Origin of the sequence: Micromonospora sp. NPDC047793 (genome assembly GCF_040642635.1) — a bacterium.
In the GTDB taxonomy this organism is placed as follows: Bacteria; Actinomycetota; Actinomycetes; order Mycobacteriales; family Micromonosporaceae; genus Micromonospora.
In genome coordinates this window covers 116807-139432 of record NZ_JBEYSG010000014.1, presented here as the reverse complement: position 1 = coordinate 139432, position 22626 = coordinate 116807, and the positions used below count along the sequence as shown (strand labels likewise).

General features: G+C 73.5%; 21 protein-coding genes. 11 read left to right on the top strand and 10 right to left on the bottom strand.

Going from position 1 to position 22626, the window contains the following annotated elements:
• Positions 1-35 precede the first annotated feature (35 nt).
• Positions 36-716 carry a hypothetical protein gene (locus tag ABZ738_RS24295; protein ID WP_357216673.1) on the top strand — a complete coding sequence of 227 codons (681 nt, stop codon included), beginning with the start codon at positions 36-38 and terminating at the stop codon, positions 714-716.
• Positions 717-774: 58 nt separating this feature from the next.
• Here the strand turns inward: ABZ738_RS24295 and gabT are convergent, their stop codons facing one another.
• Together gabT and ABZ738_RS24285 are read right to left on the bottom strand one after the other, a co-directional pair.
• Complete coding sequence (gabT, locus tag ABZ738_RS24290) at positions 775-2076, bottom strand: 4-aminobutyrate--2-oxoglutarate transaminase (RefSeq protein WP_357216670.1); 1302 nt, start codon at positions 2074-2076, stop codon at positions 775-777.
• 4 nt (positions 2077-2080) lie between these two features.
• Positions 2081-3517: a gamma-aminobutyraldehyde dehydrogenase gene (locus ABZ738_RS24285; protein ID WP_131055769.1), complete on the bottom strand. Its 1437-nt coding sequence runs from the start codon at positions 3515-3517 to the stop codon at positions 2081-2083.
• Between the two features lie 140 nt (positions 3518-3657).
• Here ABZ738_RS24285 and ABZ738_RS24280 point away from each other — a divergent pair, with 140 nt between their 5' ends.
• A complete protein-coding gene (locus ABZ738_RS24280) occupies positions 3658-5097 on the top strand; it encodes an aldehyde dehydrogenase family protein (RefSeq protein ID WP_357216667.1) in 1440 nt (479 codons plus the stop codon).
• Between the two features lie 6 nt (positions 5098-5103).
• Here the strand turns inward: ABZ738_RS24280 and ABZ738_RS24275 are convergent, their stop codons facing one another.
• Positions 5104-6213 (bottom strand): YwqJ-related putative deaminase, encoded by a 1110-nt coding sequence (locus tag ABZ738_RS24275; RefSeq protein ID WP_236146032.1) that lies wholly within the window; start codon positions 6211-6213, stop codon positions 5104-5106.
• Positions 6214-6424: 211 nt separating this feature from the next.
• Between ABZ738_RS24275 and ABZ738_RS24270 the strand changes: the two genes are divergently transcribed.
• The 7 genes from ABZ738_RS24270 (at position 6425) to ahcY (ending at position 14254) form a co-directional block, all read left to right on the top strand.
• Positions 6425-7375 (top strand): hypothetical protein, encoded by a 951-nt coding sequence (locus tag ABZ738_RS24270; RefSeq protein WP_357216664.1) that lies wholly within the window; start codon positions 6425-6427, stop codon positions 7373-7375.
• Between the two features lie 70 nt (positions 7376-7445).
• Positions 7446-8825: a phosphomannomutase/phosphoglucomutase gene (locus ABZ738_RS24265; RefSeq protein ID WP_357216661.1), complete on the top strand. Its 1380-nt coding sequence runs from the start codon at positions 7446-7448 to the stop codon at positions 8823-8825.
• Between the two features lie 62 nt (positions 8826-8887).
• Positions 8888-9070: a Trm112 family protein gene (locus ABZ738_RS24260; protein ID WP_013731721.1), complete on the top strand. Its 183-nt coding sequence runs from the start codon at positions 8888-8890 to the stop codon at positions 9068-9070.
• A complete protein-coding gene (locus ABZ738_RS24255; RefSeq protein WP_131053897.1) occupies positions 9067-10263 on the top strand; it encodes an SIS domain-containing protein in 1197 nt (398 codons plus the stop codon). Before ABZ738_RS24260 ends, ABZ738_RS24255 begins: the two co-directional genes overlap by 4 nt.
• Positions 10264-10342: 79 nt before the next feature.
• A complete protein-coding gene (locus ABZ738_RS24250; protein ID WP_131053896.1) occupies positions 10343-11296 on the top strand; it encodes a cation diffusion facilitator family transporter in 954 nt (317 codons plus the stop codon).
• Between the two features lie 3 nt (positions 11297-11299).
• On the top strand, positions 11300-12463 hold the full coding sequence (gene manA / locus ABZ738_RS24245) for a mannose-6-phosphate isomerase, class I (RefSeq protein WP_131053895.1): 1164 nt from the start codon (positions 11300-11302) through the stop codon (positions 12461-12463).
• A 291-nt stretch (positions 12464-12754) separates the two neighbouring features.
• A complete protein-coding gene (gene ahcY / locus ABZ738_RS24240; protein ID WP_176092724.1) occupies positions 12755-14254 on the top strand; it encodes an adenosylhomocysteinase in 1500 nt (499 codons plus the stop codon).
• 115 nt (positions 14255-14369) lie between these two features.
• Here ahcY and ABZ738_RS24235 read toward each other — a convergent pair whose 3' ends face one another.
• Both ABZ738_RS24235 and ABZ738_RS24230 read right to left on the bottom strand, forming a co-directional pair.
• Positions 14370-14528, bottom strand: a complete 159-nt coding sequence (locus ABZ738_RS24235; RefSeq protein ID WP_162854366.1) for a hypothetical protein — start codon at positions 14526-14528, stop codon at positions 14370-14372.
• Entirely contained in the window at positions 14528-15604 is a 1077-nt protein-coding gene (locus ABZ738_RS24230; RefSeq protein WP_357216654.1) for an RDD family protein, read from the bottom strand. Before ABZ738_RS24230 ends, ABZ738_RS24235 begins: the two co-directional genes overlap by 1 nt.
• A gap of 41 nt (positions 15605-15645) precedes the next feature.
• On the opposite strand from ABZ738_RS24230, the gene ABZ738_RS24225 reads away from it, so the two are divergent.
• Positions 15646-16614, top strand: a complete 969-nt coding sequence (locus ABZ738_RS24225) for a stage II sporulation protein M (protein ID WP_176092725.1) — start codon at positions 15646-15648, stop codon at positions 16612-16614.
• Between the two features lie 27 nt (positions 16615-16641).
• Here the strand turns inward: ABZ738_RS24225 and ABZ738_RS24220 are convergent, their stop codons facing one another.
• The 5 genes from ABZ738_RS24220 to ABZ738_RS24200 are packed head-to-tail and all read right to left on the bottom strand — an operon-like array spanning position 16642 to position 21728.
• Positions 16642-17952 carry a DUF58 domain-containing protein gene (locus tag ABZ738_RS24220; protein WP_357216651.1) on the bottom strand — a complete coding sequence of 437 codons (1311 nt, stop codon included), beginning with the start codon at positions 17950-17952 and terminating at the stop codon, positions 16642-16644.
• Positions 17949-18935 (bottom strand): MoxR family ATPase, encoded by a 987-nt coding sequence (locus ABZ738_RS24215; protein WP_176092727.1) that lies wholly within the window; start codon positions 18933-18935, stop codon positions 17949-17951. Before ABZ738_RS24215 ends, ABZ738_RS24220 begins: the two co-directional genes overlap by 4 nt.
• The gene (locus ABZ738_RS24210; RefSeq protein ID WP_357216647.1) at positions 18932-20311 is read right to left on the bottom strand and encodes a DUF4350 domain-containing protein; all 1380 of its coding nucleotides are present in this window, start codon (positions 20309-20311) and stop codon (positions 18932-18934) included. Before ABZ738_RS24210 ends, ABZ738_RS24215 begins: the two co-directional genes overlap by 4 nt.
• Positions 20305-20886: a DUF4129 domain-containing protein gene (locus tag ABZ738_RS24205; RefSeq protein WP_357216644.1), complete on the bottom strand. Its 582-nt coding sequence runs from the start codon at positions 20884-20886 to the stop codon at positions 20305-20307. The genes ABZ738_RS24210 and ABZ738_RS24205 overlap by 7 nt, the downstream gene beginning before the upstream one ends.
• Complete coding sequence (locus tag ABZ738_RS24200; RefSeq protein WP_357216641.1) at positions 20883-21728, bottom strand: hypothetical protein; 846 nt, start codon at positions 21726-21728, stop codon at positions 20883-20885. The genes ABZ738_RS24205 and ABZ738_RS24200 overlap by 4 nt, the downstream gene beginning before the upstream one ends.
• A 208-nt stretch (positions 21729-21936) precedes the next feature.
• Between ABZ738_RS24200 and mtrA the strand changes: the two genes are divergently transcribed.
• Positions 21937-22626 (top strand): MtrAB system response regulator MtrA, encoded by a 690-nt coding sequence (gene mtrA, locus ABZ738_RS24195; RefSeq protein ID WP_131055354.1) that lies wholly within the window; start codon positions 21937-21939, stop codon positions 22624-22626.

Sequence of the window (22626 nt, the reverse complement as noted above, 5' to 3'; positions counted from 1 at the left end):
CCCTGAACGCAGGCGGGGAGTAACGGGAGGCGACAGTGAGGCTGCAACGGAAGCACGTGTTGGCGGCGGGGGTGGCGGTGGTCGCCGCGGCGACCGTGGCGGTGGGCACCGGGCTCGGGTTCGCCGACAGCGGCCCGGCCGGGCAGAGCGCCTGCTCCGGCTCGATCACATTCTCGGCGGAGGGCGGCGAACCGGGCGCCACCAGCGACCGGTTCCCGGTCGGCACCCGGTTGCGGGTGACCAACCTGGACAACGAAAGGTCGGCGGAGGTGACCGTGGTCGGCCCCTCCGGCAGCTGTGTGCTGCTCAACTCCGCCGCGATGGAGCTGGTCCGCGAGCCGGGTCGGAACGTCATCCGGCGCAACCTCGTCGAGCGGCTGGACGGCCCGGCGGCACGGCCGGACACCGTAGCGCCGAGCGGGCCCGCCGACCGGCCCGGCTCGTTCTCCCCGCCGGCCGCCCGACCCGGTACGGCGTCGGCCTGCCCGGGCCCGATCACCTTCTTCGAGGAGGCGGCCGGACCGGGCGCCACCAGCGACCGGTTCCCGGTCGGCACCCGGTTGCGGGTCACCAACCTGGACAACGACCGGGCGACCACGGTGACGGTGACCGGCCCGTCGGCGAGCTGCGTGCTGCTCAACTCCGCCGCGATGGAGCAGATCCGCGAGCCGGGCAAGAACCTCGTCCGCAACAACGTCGTCGAAGTGTTGCGCTGAGCTGAGATGTAAGGAGGGGTCCCCTGCTATACACGAGGCGTTAGCAGGGGACCCCTCCTTACACGAAGGCGGCGTCGAGGATGTCGAGCCCACGGGTGAGGTCGGCGTCGGAGATCACCAGCGGGGGCAGGAAACGCAGCACGTTGCCGTAGGTGCCGCAGGTCAGGGTGAGCAGACCGGCGGCGTGGCAGGCGGCCGAGATCGCCGACGCGGCGGCCGGGTCCGGGGTCAGGGTGCCCGGCTGCACCAGTTCGACGGCGAGCATCGCGCCCCGACCGCGTACCTCGGCGATCCGGGGATCGCGTGCGGCGATGCTCCGCAGCCGGTCCGTCATGGTCGCGCCGATCCGCCGGGCGGCGGCGGCCAGGTCCAGCTCGTGCAGGGTCTCGATGGTGGCCAGCGCGGCGGCGCAGGCGATCGGGTTGCCGCCGTACGTGCCGCCGAGGCCGCCCACGTGCACCGCGTCCATCAGCTCCGCCCGCCCGGTCACGGCGGCCAGCGGCAGCCCACCGGCGATGCCCTTGGCGAGCGTGACCAGGTCCGGTTCGACGCCCTCGTGCTGGCAGGCGAACCAGTCGCCGGTGCGGCAGAAGCCGGTCTGGATCTCGTCGGCCACGAAGACCACCCCGGCCGCCGTCGCCCAGGTGCGCAGCGCGGGCAGAAACCCGTCCGCGGGTACGACGAATCCGCCCTCGCCCTGGATCGGCTCGATCAGCAGCGCGGCGACGTTCTCGCCGCCGACCTGTTTCTCCACCATCTCGATCGCCCGGGCGGCGGCGGTGGCGCCGTCGAGCCCGCCGTCGCGCAGCGGGTACGACATCGGCACCCGGTACACCTCACCGGCGAACGGCCCGAACCGGTGCTTGTACGGCATGTTCTTCGCGGTCAACGCCATGGTCAGGTTGGTCCGGCCGTGGTAGGCGTGGTCGAAGACCACCACCGCCGGCCGCCCGGTGGCGTGCCGGGCGATCTTCACGGCGTTCTCCACCGCCTCGGCACCGGAGTTGAACAGTGCCGACCGCTTCTCGAAGGCACCCGGGGTCACTGCGTTGAGGCGCTCGCAGACCGCCACGTACGACTCGTACGGGGCGACCATGAAACAGGTGTGGGTGAAGCGTTCGACCTGGGCGCGTACCGCCTCGACCACCCGGGGCGCGGAGTTGCCGACGTTGGTGACGGCGATGCCGGCGGCGAAGTCGATCCACTCCCGACCGTCGACGTCGGTGAGCAGGCCACCCGAGGCACTGTCGACGTAGGAGGAGATCACGCTGCCCACACCCCGGGCCACGGCGGCGCCCCGCCGCACGTGCAGTGCGTGCGAGGCCGGTGCCGGTGGCACCGGCCCACTTCCGACGCTCACCGGCTCAGCCCTCGATGTTGTGCATGACGTGCTTGAGCCGGGTGTAGTCCTCCAGGCTGTAGACCGAGAGGTCCTTGCCGTGCCCGGAGTGCTTGAACCCGCCGTGCGGCATCTCGGAGACGAACGGGATGTGGGTGTTCACCCAGACGCAGCCGAAGTCCAGCCGTCGGGTCATCCGCATGGCCCGGCCGTGGTCCCGGGTCCAGACCGAGGCGGACAGGCCGTAGTCGACGCCGTTGGCCCAGCGCACCGCCTCGTCCTCGTCGGAGAAGCGCTGCACGGTGATGACCGGCCCGAACACCTCGTCCTGGATGATCTCGTCCTGCTGGCGCAGGCCGGAGACGACGGTGGGCGCATAGAAGTAGCCGCGCTCACCCACCTGCGTACCACCGGTCTGCACGGCGGCGTGGTCGGGCAGGCGGTCGACGAAACCGCGTACCCGGGCGAGCTGGTTGGCGTTGTTCAGCGGGCCGTAGAGCACGTCCTCGTCGTCCGGCGCGCCGGTGCGGGTGTTGCGGGCCTGCTCGGTCAGGGCGGCGACGAAGTCGTCGTGCACGCCGGGGCCGGTGAGCACCCGGGTCGCGGCGGTGCAGTCCTGGCCGGCGTTGAAGTAGCCGCCGGTCGCGATGGCCTCGGCAGCCGCCGCGACGTCCGCGTCGTCGAAGACCACCACCGGTGCCTTGCCGCCCAGTTCCAGGTGGGTGCGCTTGAGGTCGGGGGCGGCGGCTGCGGCCACCTCCATGCCGGCCCGGGTGGAGCCGGTGATCGACACCAGTTGCGGGGTGGGGTGCGCGACGAGGGCCCGCCCGGTGTCGCGGTCGCCGCAGACCACGTTGAACACACCCGGCGGCAGGTACTCGGCGGCGATCTCCGCCAGCAGCAGCGTCGACACCGGCGTGGTGTCCGACGGCTTGAGCACCACCGTGTTGCCGGCGGCGAGCGCCGGGGCGATCTTCCAGACCGCCATCATCAGCGGGTAGTTCCAGGGCGTGACCTGGGCGCAGACCCCGATCGGCTCGCGCCGCACGTACGAGGTGTGCCCGGCCATGTACTCGCCGGCCGACCGTCCCTCCAACAGCCGGGCCGCCCCGGCGAAGAAGCGGAACTCGTCCACGGCCGGCGGCAGTTCCTCGTCGGCGGTGAGCTGCCGGGGCTTGCCGGTGTTGCGGACCTCGGCGTCGACCAGGTCGGCGGCCCGCGCCTCGACCGCGTCGGCGAGCTTGAGCAGGGCCTTCTGTCGCTCGGCCGGAGTGCTGTCCCGCCAGCTCTCGAAGGCGGTCGCGGCGGCCTTCATGGCCGCGTCGACGTCGGCGGCGCCGGAGACCGGGGCCTGGGCGAACGCCTCCCCGGTGCAGGGATCGATCAGGTCGGCGTAGCCGCCGTCGGCCGGCTCGACGTACTCGCCGTCGACGAAGTTGCGCAGCTTCTGCTTGTCACTCATGGCTGGATCACTCCGAGGGGTCCGGGGTCGCGCTGCGGCGGTTATCGCAATCTTCGTGCCATCTTCGCTACTGAATTCGCGGCAGACAAGGTCTAGCGCGACCGTTTCCGTGGGCGGCTGCCGGAGTTACGCTGCGATACGTGGAACCCACCCCGTTCTTCGTCGCCGGCCGTCCCGCCCACGGTGCCGGCGAACTGACCGTGCACCACCCGTACGACGGCCGGGCGGTGGGACGTACCACCCTCGCCACCGCCGAGCAGGTCGAGGCTGCGGTGGCGGCGGCGGCCGAGGTGGCCGCGACCGCCGCCGAACTGCCCGCGCACGCCCGCGCCACGGCGCTGGACCACGTCTCACGTCGGCTCGCCGAGCGGGCCGAGGAGGTGGCCGCGCTGATCACCGCCGAGAACGGCAAGCCGGTCAAGTGGGCCCGGGCCGAGGTGGGCCGGGCGGTCTCCACCTTCCGGTGGGCGGCCGAGGAGGCCCGGCGCTTCTCCGGCGAGCTGCAACGGCTCGACACCGACCCGGCCGCCACCGGCCGCATCGCCCTGGTGCGACGGGTGCCGAAGGGCCCGGTGCTGGGCATCACCCCGTTCAACTTCCCGCTGAACCTGGTGGCGCACAAGGTCGCCCCGGCCGTCGCGGTCGGCGCGCCGGTGCTCGTCAAACCGGCCCCGGCCACGCCGCTGACCGCCCTGCTGCTCGGCGAGATCCTGGCCGAGACCGACCTGCCGGCCGGGATGTTCTCGGTGCTGCCGCTGCCCAACGACCGGGCCGCCGAGCTGGTCACCGACCCCCGGCTGCCGGTCGTCTCGTTCACCGGCTCGGGTCCGGTCGGCGCGGCGATCCGCCGGGCGGTGCCCGACAAGCACGTCACGCTGGAACTGGGTGGCAACGCGGCGGTGCTGATCTGCGCGGACTGGGCCGAGGACGCCGACCTCACCGTCGCCGCGCAGCGGATCGCCACCTTCTCCAACTACCAGGCCGGGCAGTCCTGCATCGCGGTGCAGCGGGTCTTCGTCCACGAGTGGCTCTACGACGGCTTCCTGCCCCGCCTGGTCGCGGCCGTGCGGGAACTGCGGACCGGTGACCCCGCCGACCCGGCCACCGACGTGGGCCCGCTGGTCTCCGAGGAGGCGGCGCAACGGGTGGAGGCGTGGGTGGACGAGGCGGTGACCGCCGGGGCCGCCGTCGAGACCGGGGGCCGACGGTCCGGGGCGACGTACCCGCCGACGGTGCTGAGCGGGGTGCCCCACACGGCGAGGGTCCGCGCCGAGGAGGTGTTCGGGCCGGTGCTCGTGGTGGACCGGGTCACCGACGACGAGGCCGGCTTCGCGGCGGTCAACGACTCGGCGTACGGGCTCCAGGCCGGTGTCTTCACCCGACGGTTGGACGTCGCCTTCGCGGCGGCGCGGACGCTGGAGGTGGGCGGGGTGATCGTCGGTGACGTGCCGTCGTACCGGGCCGACCAGATGCCGTACGGCGGAGTGAAGGGGAGCGGGGTGGGACGGGAGGGGTTGCGCAGCGCCATGGACGACTACACCGACCCCCGGGTCACCGTCCTCACCGGTCTCCGGCTGTAGCGCGCCTCACCAGGAGCCGTCGTCGCGTACCCGCGCCGGGGCGCGACCGGACAGCAGGGTGACCAGGGCGGCGTCCAGGTCCGCGCCGAGGAACCACTCGCCGGCCTGGTCCAGCGCGAAGACCCGGCCCCGCTCGTCCACCGCGAGGATGCTGTGCTGCTCCTCGGTGCCGATCGGAACCAGCCGTGCCCCGATCACCGCCCCGAAGTCGGCGAGCGAGTCGGCGGAGTGCGCGACCTGACGCGCCCGCAGGTCGAACGGGGAGATCCAGACCTGCTGACCCGGTCCGCGTCGGGTGCTGGACAGGTGAGGCGAGTCGGTGAGGTCGGTGTCGACGACCTCCGGCGGAGACCGGCCCGGGACGGGATCCGGTGCCTCGCCGGGCGGCCGGGGCGCGAGCTGGTCCCGGGCGGTGCCCGGCAGGACGCCGAAGTCCACCAGCAGGGCCAGACACGAGTCGCAGGGCCTCTCGGCCGGACCGGCGTGCGGATCCGTCGGCTCACGGACCCGGAACACCTCGACGCGGGCCGACGCCAGCAGGCCCTTGGCGTCGCCCAGGCACATCGGGGCGATGCCCTCGGCGGCACGGAGGTGGTCGTGGTGGTGCAGCACGTCGGAGACGACCACGACCTCCGCGTGCCGTTCGGCACCACGGACCAGGTGCCCGGCCGGCAGCCCGTCCAGGTACTCGTCGAGCAGCGGATGGAGGTGCAGCGGCAGGTCGCCCTTCGCGCCCCGGGCGGTGAAGATCCGTCCCTCGACGGTGAGGTGCGCGGTGACGGTCGGCGTGGGCGACCGGTGCACCTCCCGCATGAGCTGACCGGCCGGGTCCACCGTGCGCGGCACCGGTGGCCCGCTCGGGCGGCTGCGTCGGTAGAGCCGCTGGACCACCTCGGTCGCCACCCGGGGCCAGGTGCTGACCTCGCCGGTGTGCTTGTCGACCACGGTCGCCGGCAGGTCGCCGGGGAGCGCTCCGGCCGGTGTCGGGACGGTGGAGGTGATCACGTAGCCGAGGTCGAACTCGGTGACCGATGGACGACACTCGTGCCCGAGTCGTACCGAGTCGCGACGGGCCCACACCGCAGCGATCTGCTCGGCCTGCTCGCGGTCGATCACACGGGGAATTTACCGGAGAAGCACACTTTCGTGGCACTCCGTACGGTTGTTGCGACCCAGAGTGAGTCGCGTCGTGCCCTCGGTGACGGCTCGGCGTACCGGCGTCGGCGTGATGCGCCCCACCTGCGGGGTGCTCGCCGACCGGCCGGGGTCGTGCCCCGGTAGTAGCCTGACCGCGGTCCCCCGTCAGGGGGAAGAACGGTGGGTGATCATGTCGGTACGTCGCCTCGCGACGCTCTGCGTGCCCCTGGGTGGCCTGGTGGTGATCGGTGGCGCGCCGGCTCGCGCCGACGCGGACGGGGTGCGCTCCGTCCAGGCCGTCGAGCAGTCCTCCGGCGGATCGCCGGTGATGTACTTCGGCGTCGGCATGGTCGTCCTCGGCGTCCTGCTCATCGCGCTCTTGATCGTCCGGTCCCGGAAGGACCGGCGGCAGCGTCAGGACAGGGTCGAGATCCCGCTGCCGCGCAACCCGGGCGGCACCACCTACCGCTCCGGCGCGAGTCACGGCGCCGCGTCCGTGCCGCCAGGTCCGGGTGCCGCGCCGCCGATGCCGCCGGGCACGGTCGTCGCGCCGCCGATGCCACCGGGTGGGGTCGTGCCACCGCCGGTGCCGCCGGGCCGGGGTGTTCCGCCGGTGCCGCCCGGTCCGGTGCCGCCGGCGTCTCCCGGGCACGTGTACGGCACCGCACGGCCCGCCGCGCCCCGGGTCTACGGCGCCCCGGCGTCGCCGCGCCCGTCCGGCGGTCTGTACGGCGCCCGGCCGGAGCCTGGTGACCAGCCCCACACGTCACCACCGGCCGCCACCGGCTCCGCGATTCCGCCGGTGTCGGCTCCGCCCGTGTCGGGCTACCCGGTGGTCTCGCCGGTGTCGGCCCCGCCCGTGGTCCCGCCCGTCTCGGCCCCGCCTGTGTCCGGCTACCCGCCGGTGATCCCGCCGGTGTCGGCTCCGCCCGTGTCGGGATACCCGCCGGTGTCGGGCTACCCGGTGGTCTCGCCGGTATCGGCCCCGCCGGTGATCCCCCCGGTGTCGGCGCCGCCGACGGCCCCGCCGGTCTCGGCGCCCCCGGTGGCGTCGACCTCGGGCCAGACCGGGTCTGTGGCGGTGCCGGGACGGCCGGAGGGTGGGGACGAAGACGAACCGGGGCGCGGGCTCTCCGGCTGAGCCGGGACGGGGCCCGGCGCTCCGTTACGCTCAGGTGCGTTGACCGACCTGCGGCCGAGGAGTGGAACCGGTGTCTGATCTGTCCCAGATCGTGAAGGCTTACGACGTCCGTGGGACGGTGCCGGACCAGTGGGACGAGCGGGTGGCAGGTGCTCTGGGCACCGCCTTCGCGCAGATGCTCGACGAGGCCGGCCCGCCCGGCGAGGCCGTCCTGATCGGGCACGACATGCGGGCCTCCGGGCCGAAGCTGGCCGAGGCCTTCGCCACCGGCGTACGCGCCGAGGGGCGCCCGGTCATCGAGATCGGACTCGCCTCGACGGACATGGTCTACTACGCCTCCGGCGCGCTCGGGCTGCCCGGCGCGATGTTCACCGCCAGTCACAACCCGGCGCAGTACAACGGCATCAAGATGTGCCACGCGGGTGCCCGTCCGGTCGGACAGGACAGCGGGCTGGCCGAGGTCCGGGACCGGGCACAGGCCCTGCTCGACAAGGACGAGCCGCTCGGTGAGCCGAGCGCCCCGGTCGAGCGCCGGGATCTGCTCGCCGCGTACGCCGCGCACCTGCGCACGCTGGTGGACCTCTCCGGCATCCGGCCGCTGACCGTGGTGGTCGACGCGGGCAACGGCATGGGCGGGCACACCGTGCCGAGCGTGCTCGGTGACGCCGCGTTGTCGGCGCTGCCGCTGCGGATCGTGCCGCTCTACTTCGACCTCGACGGCACCTTCCCGAACCACGAGGCCAACCCGCTCGACCCGGCCAACCTGGTCGACCTGCAACGCGCCGTGGTGGCGCACGGCGCCGACATCGGGCTGGCGTTCGACGGTGACGCGGACCGCTGTTTCGTCGTCGACGAGCGCGGCGAGCCGGTCTCGCCCTCGGCGATCACCGCGCTGGTCGCGGCCCGGGAACTGGCCCGGCACCCCGGTTCCACGGTGATCCACAACCTGATCACCTCGCGCGCCGTACCGGAGATCATCCGGGAGCACGGGGGTGAACCGGTGGTGGCCCGGGTCGGGCACTCGTTCATCAAGGCCGAGATGGCCCGCACCAACGCCGTCTTCGGTGGCGAGCACTCGGCGCACTACTACTTCCGGGACTTCTGGTTCGCCGACACCGGGATGCTGGCCGCGATGCACACCCTGGCGGCGCTCGGTGAGCAGCCGCTGCCGCTGTCCACGCTGGCCGCCGAGTACGAGCGGTACGTTGCCTCGGGGGAGATCAACTCCACCGTACGGGACCAGGCCGCGAAGGTGGACGAGGTGCGGGCCGCGTACCCGGACGCCGAGGTCGACGAGTTGGACGGCCTCACGCTGCGCTTCCCCGACGGGGCGTGGCTCAACCTGCGTGCCTCCAACACCGAGCCGTTGCTGCGGCTCAACGTGGAGGCACCGACCGCCGAGCGGATGACCGCCCTGCGCGACGACGTGCTGGCCGTGGTTCGCCGATAGGATCGCTCGCGCCGGTCGGCACCGTCGATCGGTGAAGCCGCATACGTGGAAGGAGCCGCGCAGTGGCCCTCGACCCGCAGTTGCTGGAAATCCTCGCCTGCCCGGACACACACCATGCACCGCTCGACTACGACGCGCAGGCCCAGACGCTGACCTGCACGGAGTGCGGCCGGATCTTCGAGGTCCGTGACGACGTGCCGGTGCTGCTGCTGGACGAGGCGCGCGGCCCCGCGGAGCGGTCGTGATCGACGGAACGGCCGGCGTCAGCGGCCACCGCCATGCCGACGACCGGCTCCTCGACGACCCGCAGGCGCTGGCCGAGCGGGATCCGGGCGGGATGCTGCGGCACACCGCCTCGGCCGGCGCACAGGTCCGCGAGTCGGCGGCCCTGGCCGCCGAGGCCAACCTCGGCGTCCTCGGCGACGACGGACGACCCCGGGCGGTCGTCATCGCCGGCATCGGCACGGCCGGGCGGACCGGTGACGTGCTGGCCACCGTGGCCGGGCCACGGTGTCCGGTGCCCGTCATCGCGCACCGCAGCGCGGGCGTACCCGGCTGGGTCGGCGCGGCCGACGTGGTGATCGCGATCAGCGCCTCCGGGCGCAGCCCCGAGGCGCTCGGCGCGGCCGAGGCCGCCCACCGTCGCGGGGCCCGACTGGTCGCGGTGGCCCCACCGGACTCGCCCCTGCACTCGGTGGCCGAGCGGGCCCGTTCCCCGTTCATCCCGGTGCCGAGGCGGGCCCCGGCCCGGGCCAGCCTCTGGGGACTCACCGTGCCGGTCCTGATGGCCGCGCGGGCCCTCGGCCTGGTCAAGGTGAACGAGGCGGACCTGGCCGAGACGGCGGCCCGGCTGGACGCCGACGCCGACCGATGCCGGCCGACCGCCGAGTCCTTCGTCAACCCGGCGAAGTCGCTGGCGCTCGGCCTGGCCGGGTCGATCCCGATCGTCTGGGGATCGTCGCCGCTGGCGTCGGTCGCCGCCCGCCGTTTCGGCGACACGCTCTCCGCCAACGCCCGGTACCCGGTGGTCACCGGCGCGCTCGGCGAGGCGGGCCGGGGACGCGTCGGTCTGCTCGACGGCGTGTTCGGCGGCCTCGCGGAGGGGGACCGGGACATCTTCGCCGACCCGGACGACGCCGAGGACGGGGACACCCGGCTGCGGTTGGTCCTGCTGCGCGACGGGGGTCTGAACGCCGAGGACGACACCGACGAGCCGCACGCGGTCGAGGAACGACGCGCGGAGGCGGTGCAGACCCTCGCCGAGCGACGTGGCGTACGGTGCGACGTGGTCACCGCCGAGGGCGGCTCGGCGCTGGAACGACTGGCCTCCCTGGTGGCGGTGCCCGACTTCGCGTCGATCTATCTGGCGCTGGCGCACGGCCTGGACCCGATGGCGGTGCCGGCGATCACCGAGATGAAGGAGCTGTCCAACCAGTGAGCGAGCGCAGCGAGCGAGCCGGCCGGCCCGGTGACCCGGCTCCTCGCACCGGCTGCTCACGTCGCGGGAGATCCGGGGCGTGAGCAGCCAGGGTGGCACACGGGCGATCGTCGCGGCGCTGCTGGCCAACCTCGGCATCGCGGTGACGAAGTTCGTCGCGTACCTGCTGACCAGTTCGTCGTCGATGCTGGCCGAGTCGATCCACTCGGTCGCCGACACCGGCAACCAGGCGCTGCTCCTGCTCGGCGGCAAGCGGGCCCGCCGGGCGGCCACGCCGCAGCACCCCTTCGGCTACGGCCGGGAGCGCTACGTCTACGCCTTCCTGGTCTCGATCGTGCTGTTCAGCCTCGGTGGTCTCTTCGCGCTCTACGAGGCCTGGCACAAGTGGTCCGACCCACACGGCATCACCAGTTGGCAGTGGGTGCCGGTGACGGTGCTGCTGGTCGCCATCGTGCTGGAGTCCTTCTCCTTCCGCACCGCCATCGTCGAGTCGAACCTGGTCCGGGGACGGGAGTCGTGGACCAGGTTCATCCGCCGCTCCAAGGCGCCCGAGCTGCCGGTGGTGCTGCTGGAGGACTTCGGCGCGCTGGTCGGTCTGGTCTTCGCCCTGTTCGGGGTGGGTATGACGCTGGCGACCGGGGACGGCCGGTGGGACGCGGCCGGCACCGCGATGATCGGGTTGCTGCTGGTGACCATCGCGGTGGTGCTGGCGATCGAGACCAAGAGCCTGCTGCTCGGCGAGGGAGCGGAACCGAGCGAGGTGGCCGCCATCGAGCAGGCGGTCACCGCCGGTCCGGAGGTGGAGCGGATCATCCACATGAAGACCCTCTACCTCGGTCCCGAGGAGTTGTTGGTGGCCGCGAAGGTCGCGGTGGCGCGCTGCGAGACCGCCGAGGAGGTGGCTCGGAACATCGACGCGGTGGAGGCCCGGATCCGGGCCGCCGTGCCGGTGGCCCGGGTGATCTATCTGGAGCCGGACGTGTATCACGCGGATGCGGGGCCGGCGGAGGCGTCCGGTCGACGGGAGAGCTGACCGGTGGAACTGCTGCACGGACCGATCAAGGACTACGCCTGGGGCTCCCGCTCGGCGATCGCCGCACTCCAGGGGCGGCCGGTGCCCAGCGACGGGCCGGAGGCAGAGCTGTGGCTGGGCGCGCATCCGGGCGCGCCGGCCACCGTGTCGCGGGCGGACGGTCCGGCGACGTTGATCGACGTGCTCACCGTCGACCCGGGCCGGTGGCTCGGCCAGCCGGCGATCGACCGGTTCGGCGTACGCCTGCCGTTCCTGCTCAAGGTGCTGGCGGCGGAGGCACCGCTCAGCCTTCAGGCGCACCCGGACGCGGAGCAGGCCCGGGCCGGTTATGCCGCCGAGTACGCCCAGGCCGATGGGGTGCGCAACTACGTCGACCCGTTCCACAAGCCGGAGTTGCTGGTGGCGCTCGGGCCGATGGAGGCGTTGTGCGGGTTCCGGGACCCGGCGGTCTCGGCGAAGGTGCTGGCCGGGTTGGGCGTACCGGAGCTGCGGCCGGTGCTGGACGCGTTGAGTGCCGGGCCGGCGGGCCTGGCCGAGGCGGTCCGCACGCTGTTGACCTGGCCGGAGGCGGAGCGGGAGGCGCTGGTGACGGCGGCCCGGACGGCGGCGGTGACTGGCCCCGACGCCGACCTGGTGGCGATGCTGGCGCAGACCTATCCGGCCGACCCGGGGGTGCTGGTCGCGCTGCTGCTGAACCGGGTACGCCTGGCCGAGGGCGAGGCGATCTGGATGCCGGCCGGCAATCTGCACGCCTACCTGCGGGGCACCGGCGTGGAGGTGATGGCGGCCAGTGACAACGTGCTGCGTGGTGGTCTCACCCGCAAGCACGTCGACGTGGCCGAACTGCTGCGGGTGCTCCGGTTCGAGGTGCTGGACGAGCCGGTGGTGCCGTCACGACCGGTCTCCGACGGGGTGGTGACCTGGCCGGTGCCGGTGCCGGACTTCGCGTTGCACCGGGTGACCGTGCGGGGCGACCGGCCCGGGGTGACGCTCACCGTGCCGGGGCCGCGCGTCTTGCTCTGCACCATCGGGGAGGTCACCGTGGCCGACGCCGTCGCGCCGGTGACGCTGGGTCGTGGGCGGGCCGCGGTGGGGCCGGCCGACGGTGGTGCGCTGACGGTGCGCGGCGCGGGCGAGGTCTACGTCGCCTCGACCGGCTCACTCTGATCTCGGCAGTCCAGGATCCGCGCATCCCGCTGAAACGGCAAGTCCGACTTTCCCGAAATCGCTTGACTCGCGTCTAGCGCAGTGTGACTCTATGGGTGCGCAGCGTTATCGCGACGAAGGTCCGAGAACGCGCGGGGGAACCAAACCGGGGGGATGCACGGGGCGGGCGGGACTGGGCGGCACACGTCCACGACCGACCGCCCCGTGTGCTGTCCGCAACCAGGCCGTCCCGCAGCGGACAGCGCGCGTAAGGTTGGTGGTTGCGCAGCACATCGTCCGACAGGAGCATTCATGACCAGCACCCTCCCGGCGTCCGGCAGCGGAACGTCGTCCGAGGCCCGCCCGCGTACCCTCGCCGAGGGCGACTACAAGGTGGCAGACCTGTCGCTCGCCGAGTTCGGGCGCAAGGAGATCCGTCTCGCGGAGCACGAGATGCCCGGCCTGATGGCGATCCGTCGTGAGTTCGCCGAGGCGCAGCCGCTCGCGGGCGCCCGGATCACCGGCTCGCTGCACATGACGATCCAGACCGCCGTCCTCATCGAGACCCTGGTCGCGCTCGGCGCGCAGGTCCGCTGGGCGTCCTGCAACATCTTCTCCACCCAGGACCACGCCGCCGCCGCGATCGTGGTCGGCCCGGACGGCACCCCCGACGCACCCTCCGGTGTCCCGGTCTACGCCTGGAAGGGCGAGACGCTGGAGGAGTACTGGTGGTGCACCGAGCAGGTGCTGGCCTGGCCGGACGGGCACGGGCCCAACATGATCCTCGACGACGGCGGCGACGCCACCCTGCTGGTGCACAAGGGTGCCGAGTTCTCCAAGGCCGGCGCGGTGCCGCCGGTCGAGTCCGCCGACTCCGAGGAGTACGCGGTCATCCTCGGCCTGCTGCACCGGACGATCGCCGAGGACGGCGGACGCTGGACCCGGATCGCGGCCGACATCAAGGGCGTGACCGAGGAGACCACCACCGGTGTGCACCGGCTCTACGAGATGCACCGCAACGGCACGCTGCTCTTCCCGGCCATCAACGTCAACGACTCGGTGACCAAGAGCAAGTTCGACAACAAGTACGGCTGCCGCCACTCGCTCATCGACGGCATCAACCGCGCCACCGACGTGCTGATCGGCGGCAAGATGGCGGTCGTGCTCGGCTACGGCGACGTGGGCAAGGGCTGCGCCGAGTCGCTGCGCGGCCAGGGCGCCCGGGTCGTGGTGACCGAGGTCGACCCGATCTGCGCGCTCCAGGCGGCGATGGACGGCTACCAGGTCGCCACCCTGGAGGACGTCGTCGAGCAGGCGGACATCTTCATCACCGCCACCGGTTGCTTCGACGTGATCACCAACGAGCACATGGCCCGGATGAAGCACCAGGCCATCGTCGGCAACATCGGTCACTTCGACAACGAGATCGACATGGCCGGTCTGGCCAAGCGCTCGGACGTCACCCGGGAGAACATCAAGCCGCAGGTCGACCTCTGGACGTTCGACGACGGGCACTCGATCATCGTGCTCTCCGAGGGTCGTCTGCTGAACCTGGGCAACGCCACCGGTCACCCGAGCTTCGTGATGTCGAACTCGTTCGCCAACCAGACGATCGCCCAGATCGAGCTGTTCACCAAGACCGACGAGTACCCGATCGGCGTGTACGTGCTGCCCAAGCACCTGGACGAGAAGGTCGCGCGGCTGCACCTGGGCGCGCTCGGCGCCAAGCTGACCACGCTCACCAAGGTGCAGGCCGAGTACCTCGGCATCAGCCAGGAGGGCCCGTTCAAGCCGGACCACTACCGCTACTGACCGACGCGTACCGGGCCGGATCGACCTCAGGTCGGCCCGGCCCGGTCGTTCGTCTCCAGGCCGGGTCAACGGGGCCGGCGGCCCCACGGCCAGCCGAGTCGGCGCGGCACGTGGGTCAGCGGGGCGGGTTCTGGCGGCGGGTGGGCCGGACCCAGGTCCAGACGCACCAGGCCAACCAGGTCAGCGAGACCACCGCTGCCAGGCTGCGCAGACGCAGTGCGCTGAGCAGCAGCACCAGCCCGAGCACGGCCAGCCACGGCAACAGACCCCTCATCAGGTCCTCCCGGGTGTGCCCTGGACACCGGGCACCGGCGTCTGGTCGGACTCGACGAGCGTGGACGGTCGTACCGCCGGCCGGTTCTGGGTCGGCACCGGCGCTCGCGGCGGTTCCGGCGGGACGGCGCCCGGATGCCCGGGGACGGCGGGCCGTGGCCACGGTACGCCGAGCGGCGCGCTCACCGGGCCGTCCGGCCGGTCGGCGTGCGGCAGCAGGCCGAGCCGGGGCCAGAGTGCGGCGGTGAGCACCCGTTCCTCGGCCAGCCGGTGCCGGGCCCGCCGGTGCCGTTCACCGAGCACGGCGGCCAGGTAGACCGCCGCCGGCAATCCGCCCGGTGGCGGCGGGGCGATCACCGTGGCGACCTCCCGCCACAGCCGCGACGCCAGGTCGTCGGAGGCCGCACCGGTGAACAGGTGGGCCCGGGCCAGGTACTGCCGGGTGGCCAGCGCCAGCTTCGGATCGAGCCGGCTCAGGTCCAGGGTGTACGTCCACTCCCGCAACGCCGGCACGGTGGCCGGGACCGGACGCCAGGACGTCGCGGTGCGGGTGTGCACGACCAGGGTGCCCGCCACCAGGTCACCGAGACGCCGCCCCCGGGTGTCGCTGAGCATCACCGTGACCCCGGCCACCCAGGACAGCAGCGGCAGCACCAGACCGGGCCACTCGACGGCCACCCCGACCAGCGCCCGGGCCAACGACTGGCGCAGCCCGACCGGGGCGCCGTCGACGCTCACCACCCGCAACCCCACCGCCGCCTTGCCGGGGGTCCGGCCGTGGTGGAGCTGCTCGAACAGCACCGGGTAGCCCACCAGCAGCAGCACCACCCCGATGGTGAGCAGCGCCCGTTCGGTGGCCGCGTCGATCGCGCCGTGCGGCAGGGCGGCCAGACCCAATCCGACGATGGCGGCCAGCAGCAGGCCGAACAGCAGTTGGATCAGCACGTCGAGCAGCAGCGCGAGCACCCGCGAGCCGATCCGGGCGGCCCGTACGTCCAGCTCCACCGCCTCACCGCTGACCAGCTCGGCGTCGCCCCAGGCCGGGGCGTTCCACGGTCGCGATGCTGCTGTGCTCACCCGCACAGTGAACACTATGATCGCGCGGACGGGGGTGGACGGTGGATCTCGACGCGTACGTCGCCGAGCACGGCGGGGAGTGGCGCCGGCTGGACCAGCTCTCCGGCCGCCGACGACTGACCGTCGACGAGGTCGACGAACTGGTCGCGCTCTACCAGCGGGCCACCACCCAGCTCTCCATGCTGCGCAGTCGCTCGCCCGATCCGGCCCTGGTCGGTCAGCTCTCCCAGGTGGTGCTCCGGGCGCGGGCGCGCCTCACCGACCGGCCGCGTCCCTCGTGGGCGATCGTCCGGCGGTTCGTGCTGGTGGACTTCCCCGGTGCGGTCTGGCGCGCGGCACCCTGGTGGTGCGCGGTGGCGACCGCCTTCACGCTGCTCACCTTCACCCTGATCGGGTTCGTGGCGGACAATCCGGAGACGGCGGCGGCGTTCGTCGGCGAGGCGGAGGCCGCCCACCTGGTCGAGTCCGGCTTCGCCGGCTACTACACCGAGTTCTCCGCGCCGACCTTCGCCTTCCACCTCTGGACGCACAACGCCTGGCTGGCCGCCAAGTGCCTGGCGGCGGGTGTGCTGGTCGTCCCGGTGGTGTATCTGCTGTGGCAGAACGTGGTGAACATCGGCGTGGTCGGCGGCGTCATGGTCGGGTACGGCCGGGGGGACGTCTTCTTCGGCCTGATCACCCCGCACGGGCTGCTGGAACTGACCGGGGTGTTCGTGGCCGCCGGAGTCGGGTTGCGTCTCGGGTGGGCGTGGATCGCGCCGCCGGAGCAGCTCACCCGGGGACAGGCGGTGGCCCGGGCGGGTCGCGACGGCGTCGTGGTCGCCCTCGGCCTGGTGGTGGTCTTCGCGATCTCGGCGCTGATCGAAGCCTTCGTCACCCCCGCCCCGGTGCCGACGGCTCTGCGTATCGCCGTCGGCGCCACCGCCTGGCTCGCCTTCCTCACGTACGTCTTCGTGCTCGGCTCCCGGACCAGGGGCGCCGCTGGCGATTCTCCTGCCGTGCAGCACTGAGGCGCTCGTCGGCGGTTGCCGGGCGGATCAGAGTTGGCCGGTGAACTTGAGCCGCAGGTAGGCGTCGGTCAGCGCGGCGGCGAGCTGTGGCGCGGGAGCGTCGATGACGGTGACGTCGTGGCCGGTCAGGGCGGCCGTGAGTCGGTCACGTTCGGCGAGCGTGCGCCAGGCGGCGGCGGCCGTGTAGGCGTCCTCGACCTGCCGGGGCGGCCCGGTGGTGAGCGTGGCGAGCACCGGGTCCTGGGCTGCTGCCACCACCACCCGGTGCCGGGCGGCCAGCCGGGGCAGCACCGGCAGCAGACCCTCGCCGAGGGCGCCGGGCTCCAGCGCGGTGAGCAGGACGACCAGGCTGCGTGGACGGTGCCGGCGCAGCAGCTCGCCCGCGATCAGACGGAAGTCGGTCTCCACCAGGGCGGGTTGCAGCGGCGCCAGCGCGTGCGCCAGTCGGCTCCACTGCGCCGGTCGTTCGGCGCCGCTGACCGACGCCCGGGGCACGGCGTCGGCGGCGAACACGTCGACCCGGTCACCGGCCCGGGTGGCCAGTGCGGCGAGCAGCAGCGCCGCCTCGATCGAGGTGTCCAGCCGAGGCTCGTCCCCGAGGCGCACCGCCGACGTCCGTCCGGTGTCCAGCACGCAGACCACCCGTCGGTCCCGCTCGGGGCGCCAGGTCCGGACCAGCACCTCGCCCCGGCGGGCGGTGGCCCGCCAGTCGACGGACCGCACGTCGTCGCCGGGCACGTACTCGCGCAGCGTGTCGAACTCGGTGCCCGCGCCGCGTCCCCGGCCGACCTGGCGGCCGTCGATGACCCGCAGCCGGGCCAGCTTCTCGGGCAGGTGCCGCCGCGAGTCGAAGCGGGGCAGCACCCGCAGGGTCCACGGCGGTGTCACCGGTCGACCGCTCCACTGCCGGAACGCCAGCCCGAGCGGCCCGAGCGAGCGGACCGTGAGCGTCACGGCGGGCCGGTCACCCCGGCGGGTCGGGGTCAGCCGGCTGGGCAGCGCCACCACCGTGCCGGGGGCGACCTGCACCACCCGGTTCGACGGCACGTCGGGCCGGGCCCCGGCCGACGGCACCCAGGCGTCGCGGACCTGGGCGCGCAGCGGCCGACCGGAGGGATTGCCCAGGTGCAGGACGACGGTGGCGGTCCCGCCGAGTCGGACGGACCGTTCGCCCTCCCGCGAGGCGGTGAGCGACCGTAGCGGCGCGGCGAGCGCGAGATCCACGACGAGCAGCAGCAGGACCGCACCGACCATCACCGCCACCCCGACGAAGGGAGCCGGCCACAGCGGCAGGGTCAGCGCGCCCACCGCGAGCAGCGCCGCCGCCCGCCAGGTCATCGCGGGGTCGGCACGGTGGCCAGCACCGTGTCCAGTACGGCGTCGACCGCGACACCCTCCAGTTCCGCCTCGGGGCGCAGCCGGAGCCGGTGCCGCAGGGTGGGCCGGGCCATCGCCTTGACGTCGTCGGGCACCACGTGGTCGCGGCCGCTGAGCCAGGCCCACGCCTTGGCGGCGCCGAGCAGACCGGTGGCGCCACGGGGCGAGGCGCCCAGTTCCAGCGCGGGTACGGCCCGGGTGGCCCGGCACAGGTCGACGATGTACCCGAGCAGCGGCTCGGCGACGTGCACCCGGCTCACCGCCGCGCGGGCCGTGGCGAGGTCGGCGGCACCGGCCACCGGGCCCACACCGACGCCGGCCAGGTCGCCCGGGTCGAAGCCGGCATGGTGGGCGCGGAGCACCCCCAACTCCTCGTCCCGGTTGGGCAGCGGCACGGTCAGCTTGAGCAGGAAACGGTCCAGCTGGGCTTCCGGCAGCGGATAGGTGCCCTCGTACTCCACCGGGTTCTGGGTGGCGACGACGATGAACGGGTCGGGTAGGCCACGGCGCTCGCCCTCGACGGTGACCTGCCGTTCCTCCATCACTTCGAGCAGCGCGGACTGGGTCTTCGGCGGGGTCCGGTTGATCTCGTCGGCGAGCAGCAGGTTGGTGAAGACCGGTCCTTCGCGGAAGGTGAACGCCGCGGTCCGCGAGTCGAAGACCATCGAGCCGGTGACGTCGCCGGGCATCAGGTCCGGGGTGAACTGCACCCGCCGGGCCGTGAGGTCCAACGCGGCGGCCAGCGTACGCACCAGCAGCGTCTTGGCCACCCCCGGTACGCCCTCCAGCAGGACGTGGCCCCGGCAGAGCAGCGCGACGACGAGGCCGGCGACGACGGCGTCCTGCCCGACGACCGCCTTGGCCACCTCGGCGCGCAACCGGTGCAGCGCGGCCCGGGCGGGGTCGGCGGCGAGCGGGTCGGCGGTGGTGGCGGGTCGGGTCACCGGGGGTCTCCTTCGGATCGGGGCTGCGGTACGGGGGGTGACGGTCGAGGCCGGGCCGGATCGGCGTCGTCGGTGCGGGCCGCCCGGTCCAGGCCGGTGGCCAGGTCCAGCAGGTCCTGGTCGGTGGTGGGCGGCGGACCGTGCAGCAGGCGGTCGACGATCTCCCGGGGAGCGCCGGTACGGGCCGACACGGCGGCGGCCACGCCCTCGTGCCCGGTGTCGGCGGGCAGGTGCAGCCGGCGGGCCAACCGGGTCCGGGCGGCGGCCCGCAGCGTCTCGGCGGCGCTCTCGTGAGCCTGCGCCCGCTGATAGAGGCGGGCTCGTCCGCGCACCGTCTCGGCGGCGGGGACGGTCACCGGCAACGGCTCCGGCGTCGGCGGTCCGAGTCGCCGGGCTCGCCAGACACCGACGAGCAGGGCGGCCAGGAGCAGTTGCAGCAGCAGCGCCCAGAACCAGGGCGGGAAGGCGGACCAGAGCGGGTTGGTCGAGTCGTCCTGGCCGGAGCGGCCCGGTCCGGAGGCGTCCCGCCCGGACCGGTCACCGGAGGCGTTCCCCTCGCCGTCGGCGGTGCCCACGTCCGCGTCGCCCTCGGGCTCGCCGTACCCGGAGTCGGTCGGGTCCGGTGGCGGGGAGGCCGGGCCCGGCGGCGGCTCGGGCGGTGGTGGCGCGGGACCGTCCAGGTCGAGCCAGACCACCCGGCCGGTGCCGGCGAGCAGGCCGGTGGCGAAGGCGTGGTTGTCCCACTCGTCGATGCGGCTGTTGCGGAACGGGTCGCTGGCACCCACCACCAGGCTCTCGCTGGGGCCCGGCAACCGGGCCAGGCCGGCGGAGAAGCAGAGCTCGACGGGTTCCACGGCCCCGGTGGGCGCGTACCGCGCCCGGGTGACGGCGGCGGTGCCGACGCCGGCCATCGCGGCCAGCGGGCAGGGCCGCCCGTCGTGGTGCGGGGCGACCGCCCGCGCCGCCCACCGCCGGGCGGCGGGCCGGATCGGCAGCCCGGCGGCGTCCAGCACCCGCCGGGGCGGGTCGACCAGCACCAGGCGGGTGCCGGCGGGCAGCAGGCCGAGGTCGTCGACGGTACGCGGGTGCAGCAGCTCGGGTGCCGGGACGAACAGGGTGGCCGGCGTGCCCCGGGTGGCCCGTAGTGCCTGCACGGTCTCGGTCTCCCGCTGCACCACCACGCCGTTGCGGGTCAGGCTGGCCGCGAGCCGGCTGCCGCCGTCGTCCGCGGTGGACACCGGCGAGAGGAAGCCCGGGTCGGTCTGGTCGGGCTGGTCGAACTCGCGACTGACCAGGGTGACGGTGAACAGCAGCGCGGCGAGGACGACCGGGATCACCACCCGGTGCCGGCGACGGGTGGCCCGGGGCGTCACCACGTGACCTCCGCCGACTCGTCGGTGGCGAGCACGTGGCGCAGCCGGTCGGCGTGCTCGCGCATCCGGTGGTCGTGGTCGACGGTGGCGCCGCGTTGGGCGTACCAGAGTTCGGAGAAGATGTCCGCCGCGGCGGCGAGCGGCGGGCCGACGGGCGGGCGGTTGGCGCTGGCGGCGGTGACGACCTCGCCGACGGTCATGCCCGGCCGGATCCAGATCACGCGCCGGTCGGTGAGGTCGTGGAGCATGGCCCGCAGTCGTTCCCGGACGGCCTCGGCGTAGCGGCCGTCGGCGGAGAGCCGGTCGGCCAGGTCGGACGCGGCCACCGGCGACACGGCCGAGGGCGGCACGTCGACGACGGCGGGCGCGGGTGCCGCACTCACGGTCTCGACGCGCTCCGGCCGGTTGCGGGTACGGCGACGCAGTCGGGGAATCCGCCGGGGCACCCAGCGCGGGAAGGTGTACCAGCCGGCCGCGACCAGGGCCGTGACCAGTGCCAGCGCCAGTGCGGCCAGCGGCAGCGGGACAAGGTCGCCGAGTGCCGCCGTGGTCTCGGTCCACCATCGGCTCGGGTTCATCCGCGCACCGCCAGGGCTGCCGGTGCCGCGTCGGCCGGTACCCGGGACAGGTGGATGTCCAGCCCCTCGGTGCGGATCCGGGTCTCCAGGTGGAGGACGGCGTCCAGACACGCCAGTGCGGCGTACGCGACGGTGTTGACCGCGGCCCAGAGCAGGGTCGCGGCGACGACCAGGGCGCCCTCACCCTCGATCAGGCCGAGGGAGGAGAGCCCGAGGAACATGCCCCAGCCGAGACCGACCCGGAGTATCCACCAGACCAGGTAGCCGAGGGTCCGCAGGGCGGCGGCGCGACCCTCGATCCGCAGGGCGAGCGAGGCGGAGCGGGTGAGGGCACGCGGTGGTGTGACCCGGTCGAGCACGAGGGCGGGGGCCACCGCGCCGAGCAGGGCCCATCCGACGAACCACGCCGGGCCGAGCAGGGCCAGGAACAGCATCGCGGCGCCCACCAGCAGGGCGAGCGGCAGGGTCGCGCCCCACCGGCCACCGGTCGGGCGTACCAGGTGCCGGGCGGTGCGGCGGTGACCGAGCAGCGCGCCGCCGGCGGCCCGGGCGGCCGGGTTGCCGAGCAGCACGACGATCATCGCCTCGGTCGCCGCGCCGAGCGCGAGCAGCAGCCAGAACCCGCCGAGATTGTTGAGGTTCGGCAGCCACCACAGTGGTGGGCCGACACCGAGGGCGGTACGCAGGGGCAGCAGGAGGAACTGCTCGCCGACGGCGAGTACGGCGGCGAGGGGGAGCAGCGTCGGGGCGTGGTGGCGTAGCAGGAGCACGGCGGAGTCGAGGAGTTCACCGACGGTGAGCGGGCGGCCGGGGAGCACGGCGATGGGGCCTGCTTCGGGCACGCGTACTCCTGGGAGGCGTGGATGGTGGCGCGCGGCGGCGCACCCGGGGATCATGTTGACACGCGCGGTCCGCCCGGGTGCAGGCCCGGCCCGGGGTGGCTCGCGCGAGCGGTGCAACCGGCCGGTGCTGGGCACTGCGTGTACTCCGGCAGTAGCGTGCCGGGTGACGCCGAGTCCACCGAACTGACGGGATGGAAACATTAACCCCATGAGAGCCCGGGTACTGGTGGTCGACGACGATCCTGCGCTCGCCGAGATGCTCGGCATCGTGCTGCGCAGTGAAGGCTTCATGCCGTCCTTCGTGGCGGACGGGGAACGGGCGTTGGCCGCGTTCCGCGACAACCGGCCCGATATCGTCCTGCTCGACCTCATGTTGCCCGGAATGAGCGGAATCGACGTGGCGCGGGCCATCCGGGCCGAATCCGGCGTACCGATCGTCATGCTCACCGCCAAGAGCGACACGGTCGACGTCGTGCTCGGCCTGGAGTCCGGGGCGGACGACTACGTGGTGAAGCCGTTCAAGCCCAAGGAGCTTGTCGCCCGGATGCGGGCGCGGCTGCGGCGGGGCGAGGACGCGGCGCCGGAGATGCTCACCATCGGTCCGCCCGGCAACCAGATCTCCATCGACGTGCCGGCGCACACCGTCAGCCGCAACGACGAGGAGGTGAAGCTGACGCCGCTGGAGTTCGACCTGCTGGTCGCGCTCGCCCGCAAGCCGCGCCAGGTCTTCACCCGCGAGGTGCTGCTGGAGCAGGTGTGGGGATACCGGCACGCGGCGGACACCAGGTTGGTGAACGTGCACGTGCAGCGGCTGCGTGCCAAGATCGAACCGGATCCGGAGCGCCCGGAAATCATCCTCACCGTGCGCGGCGTGGGTTACAAGGCGGGTACCGGATAG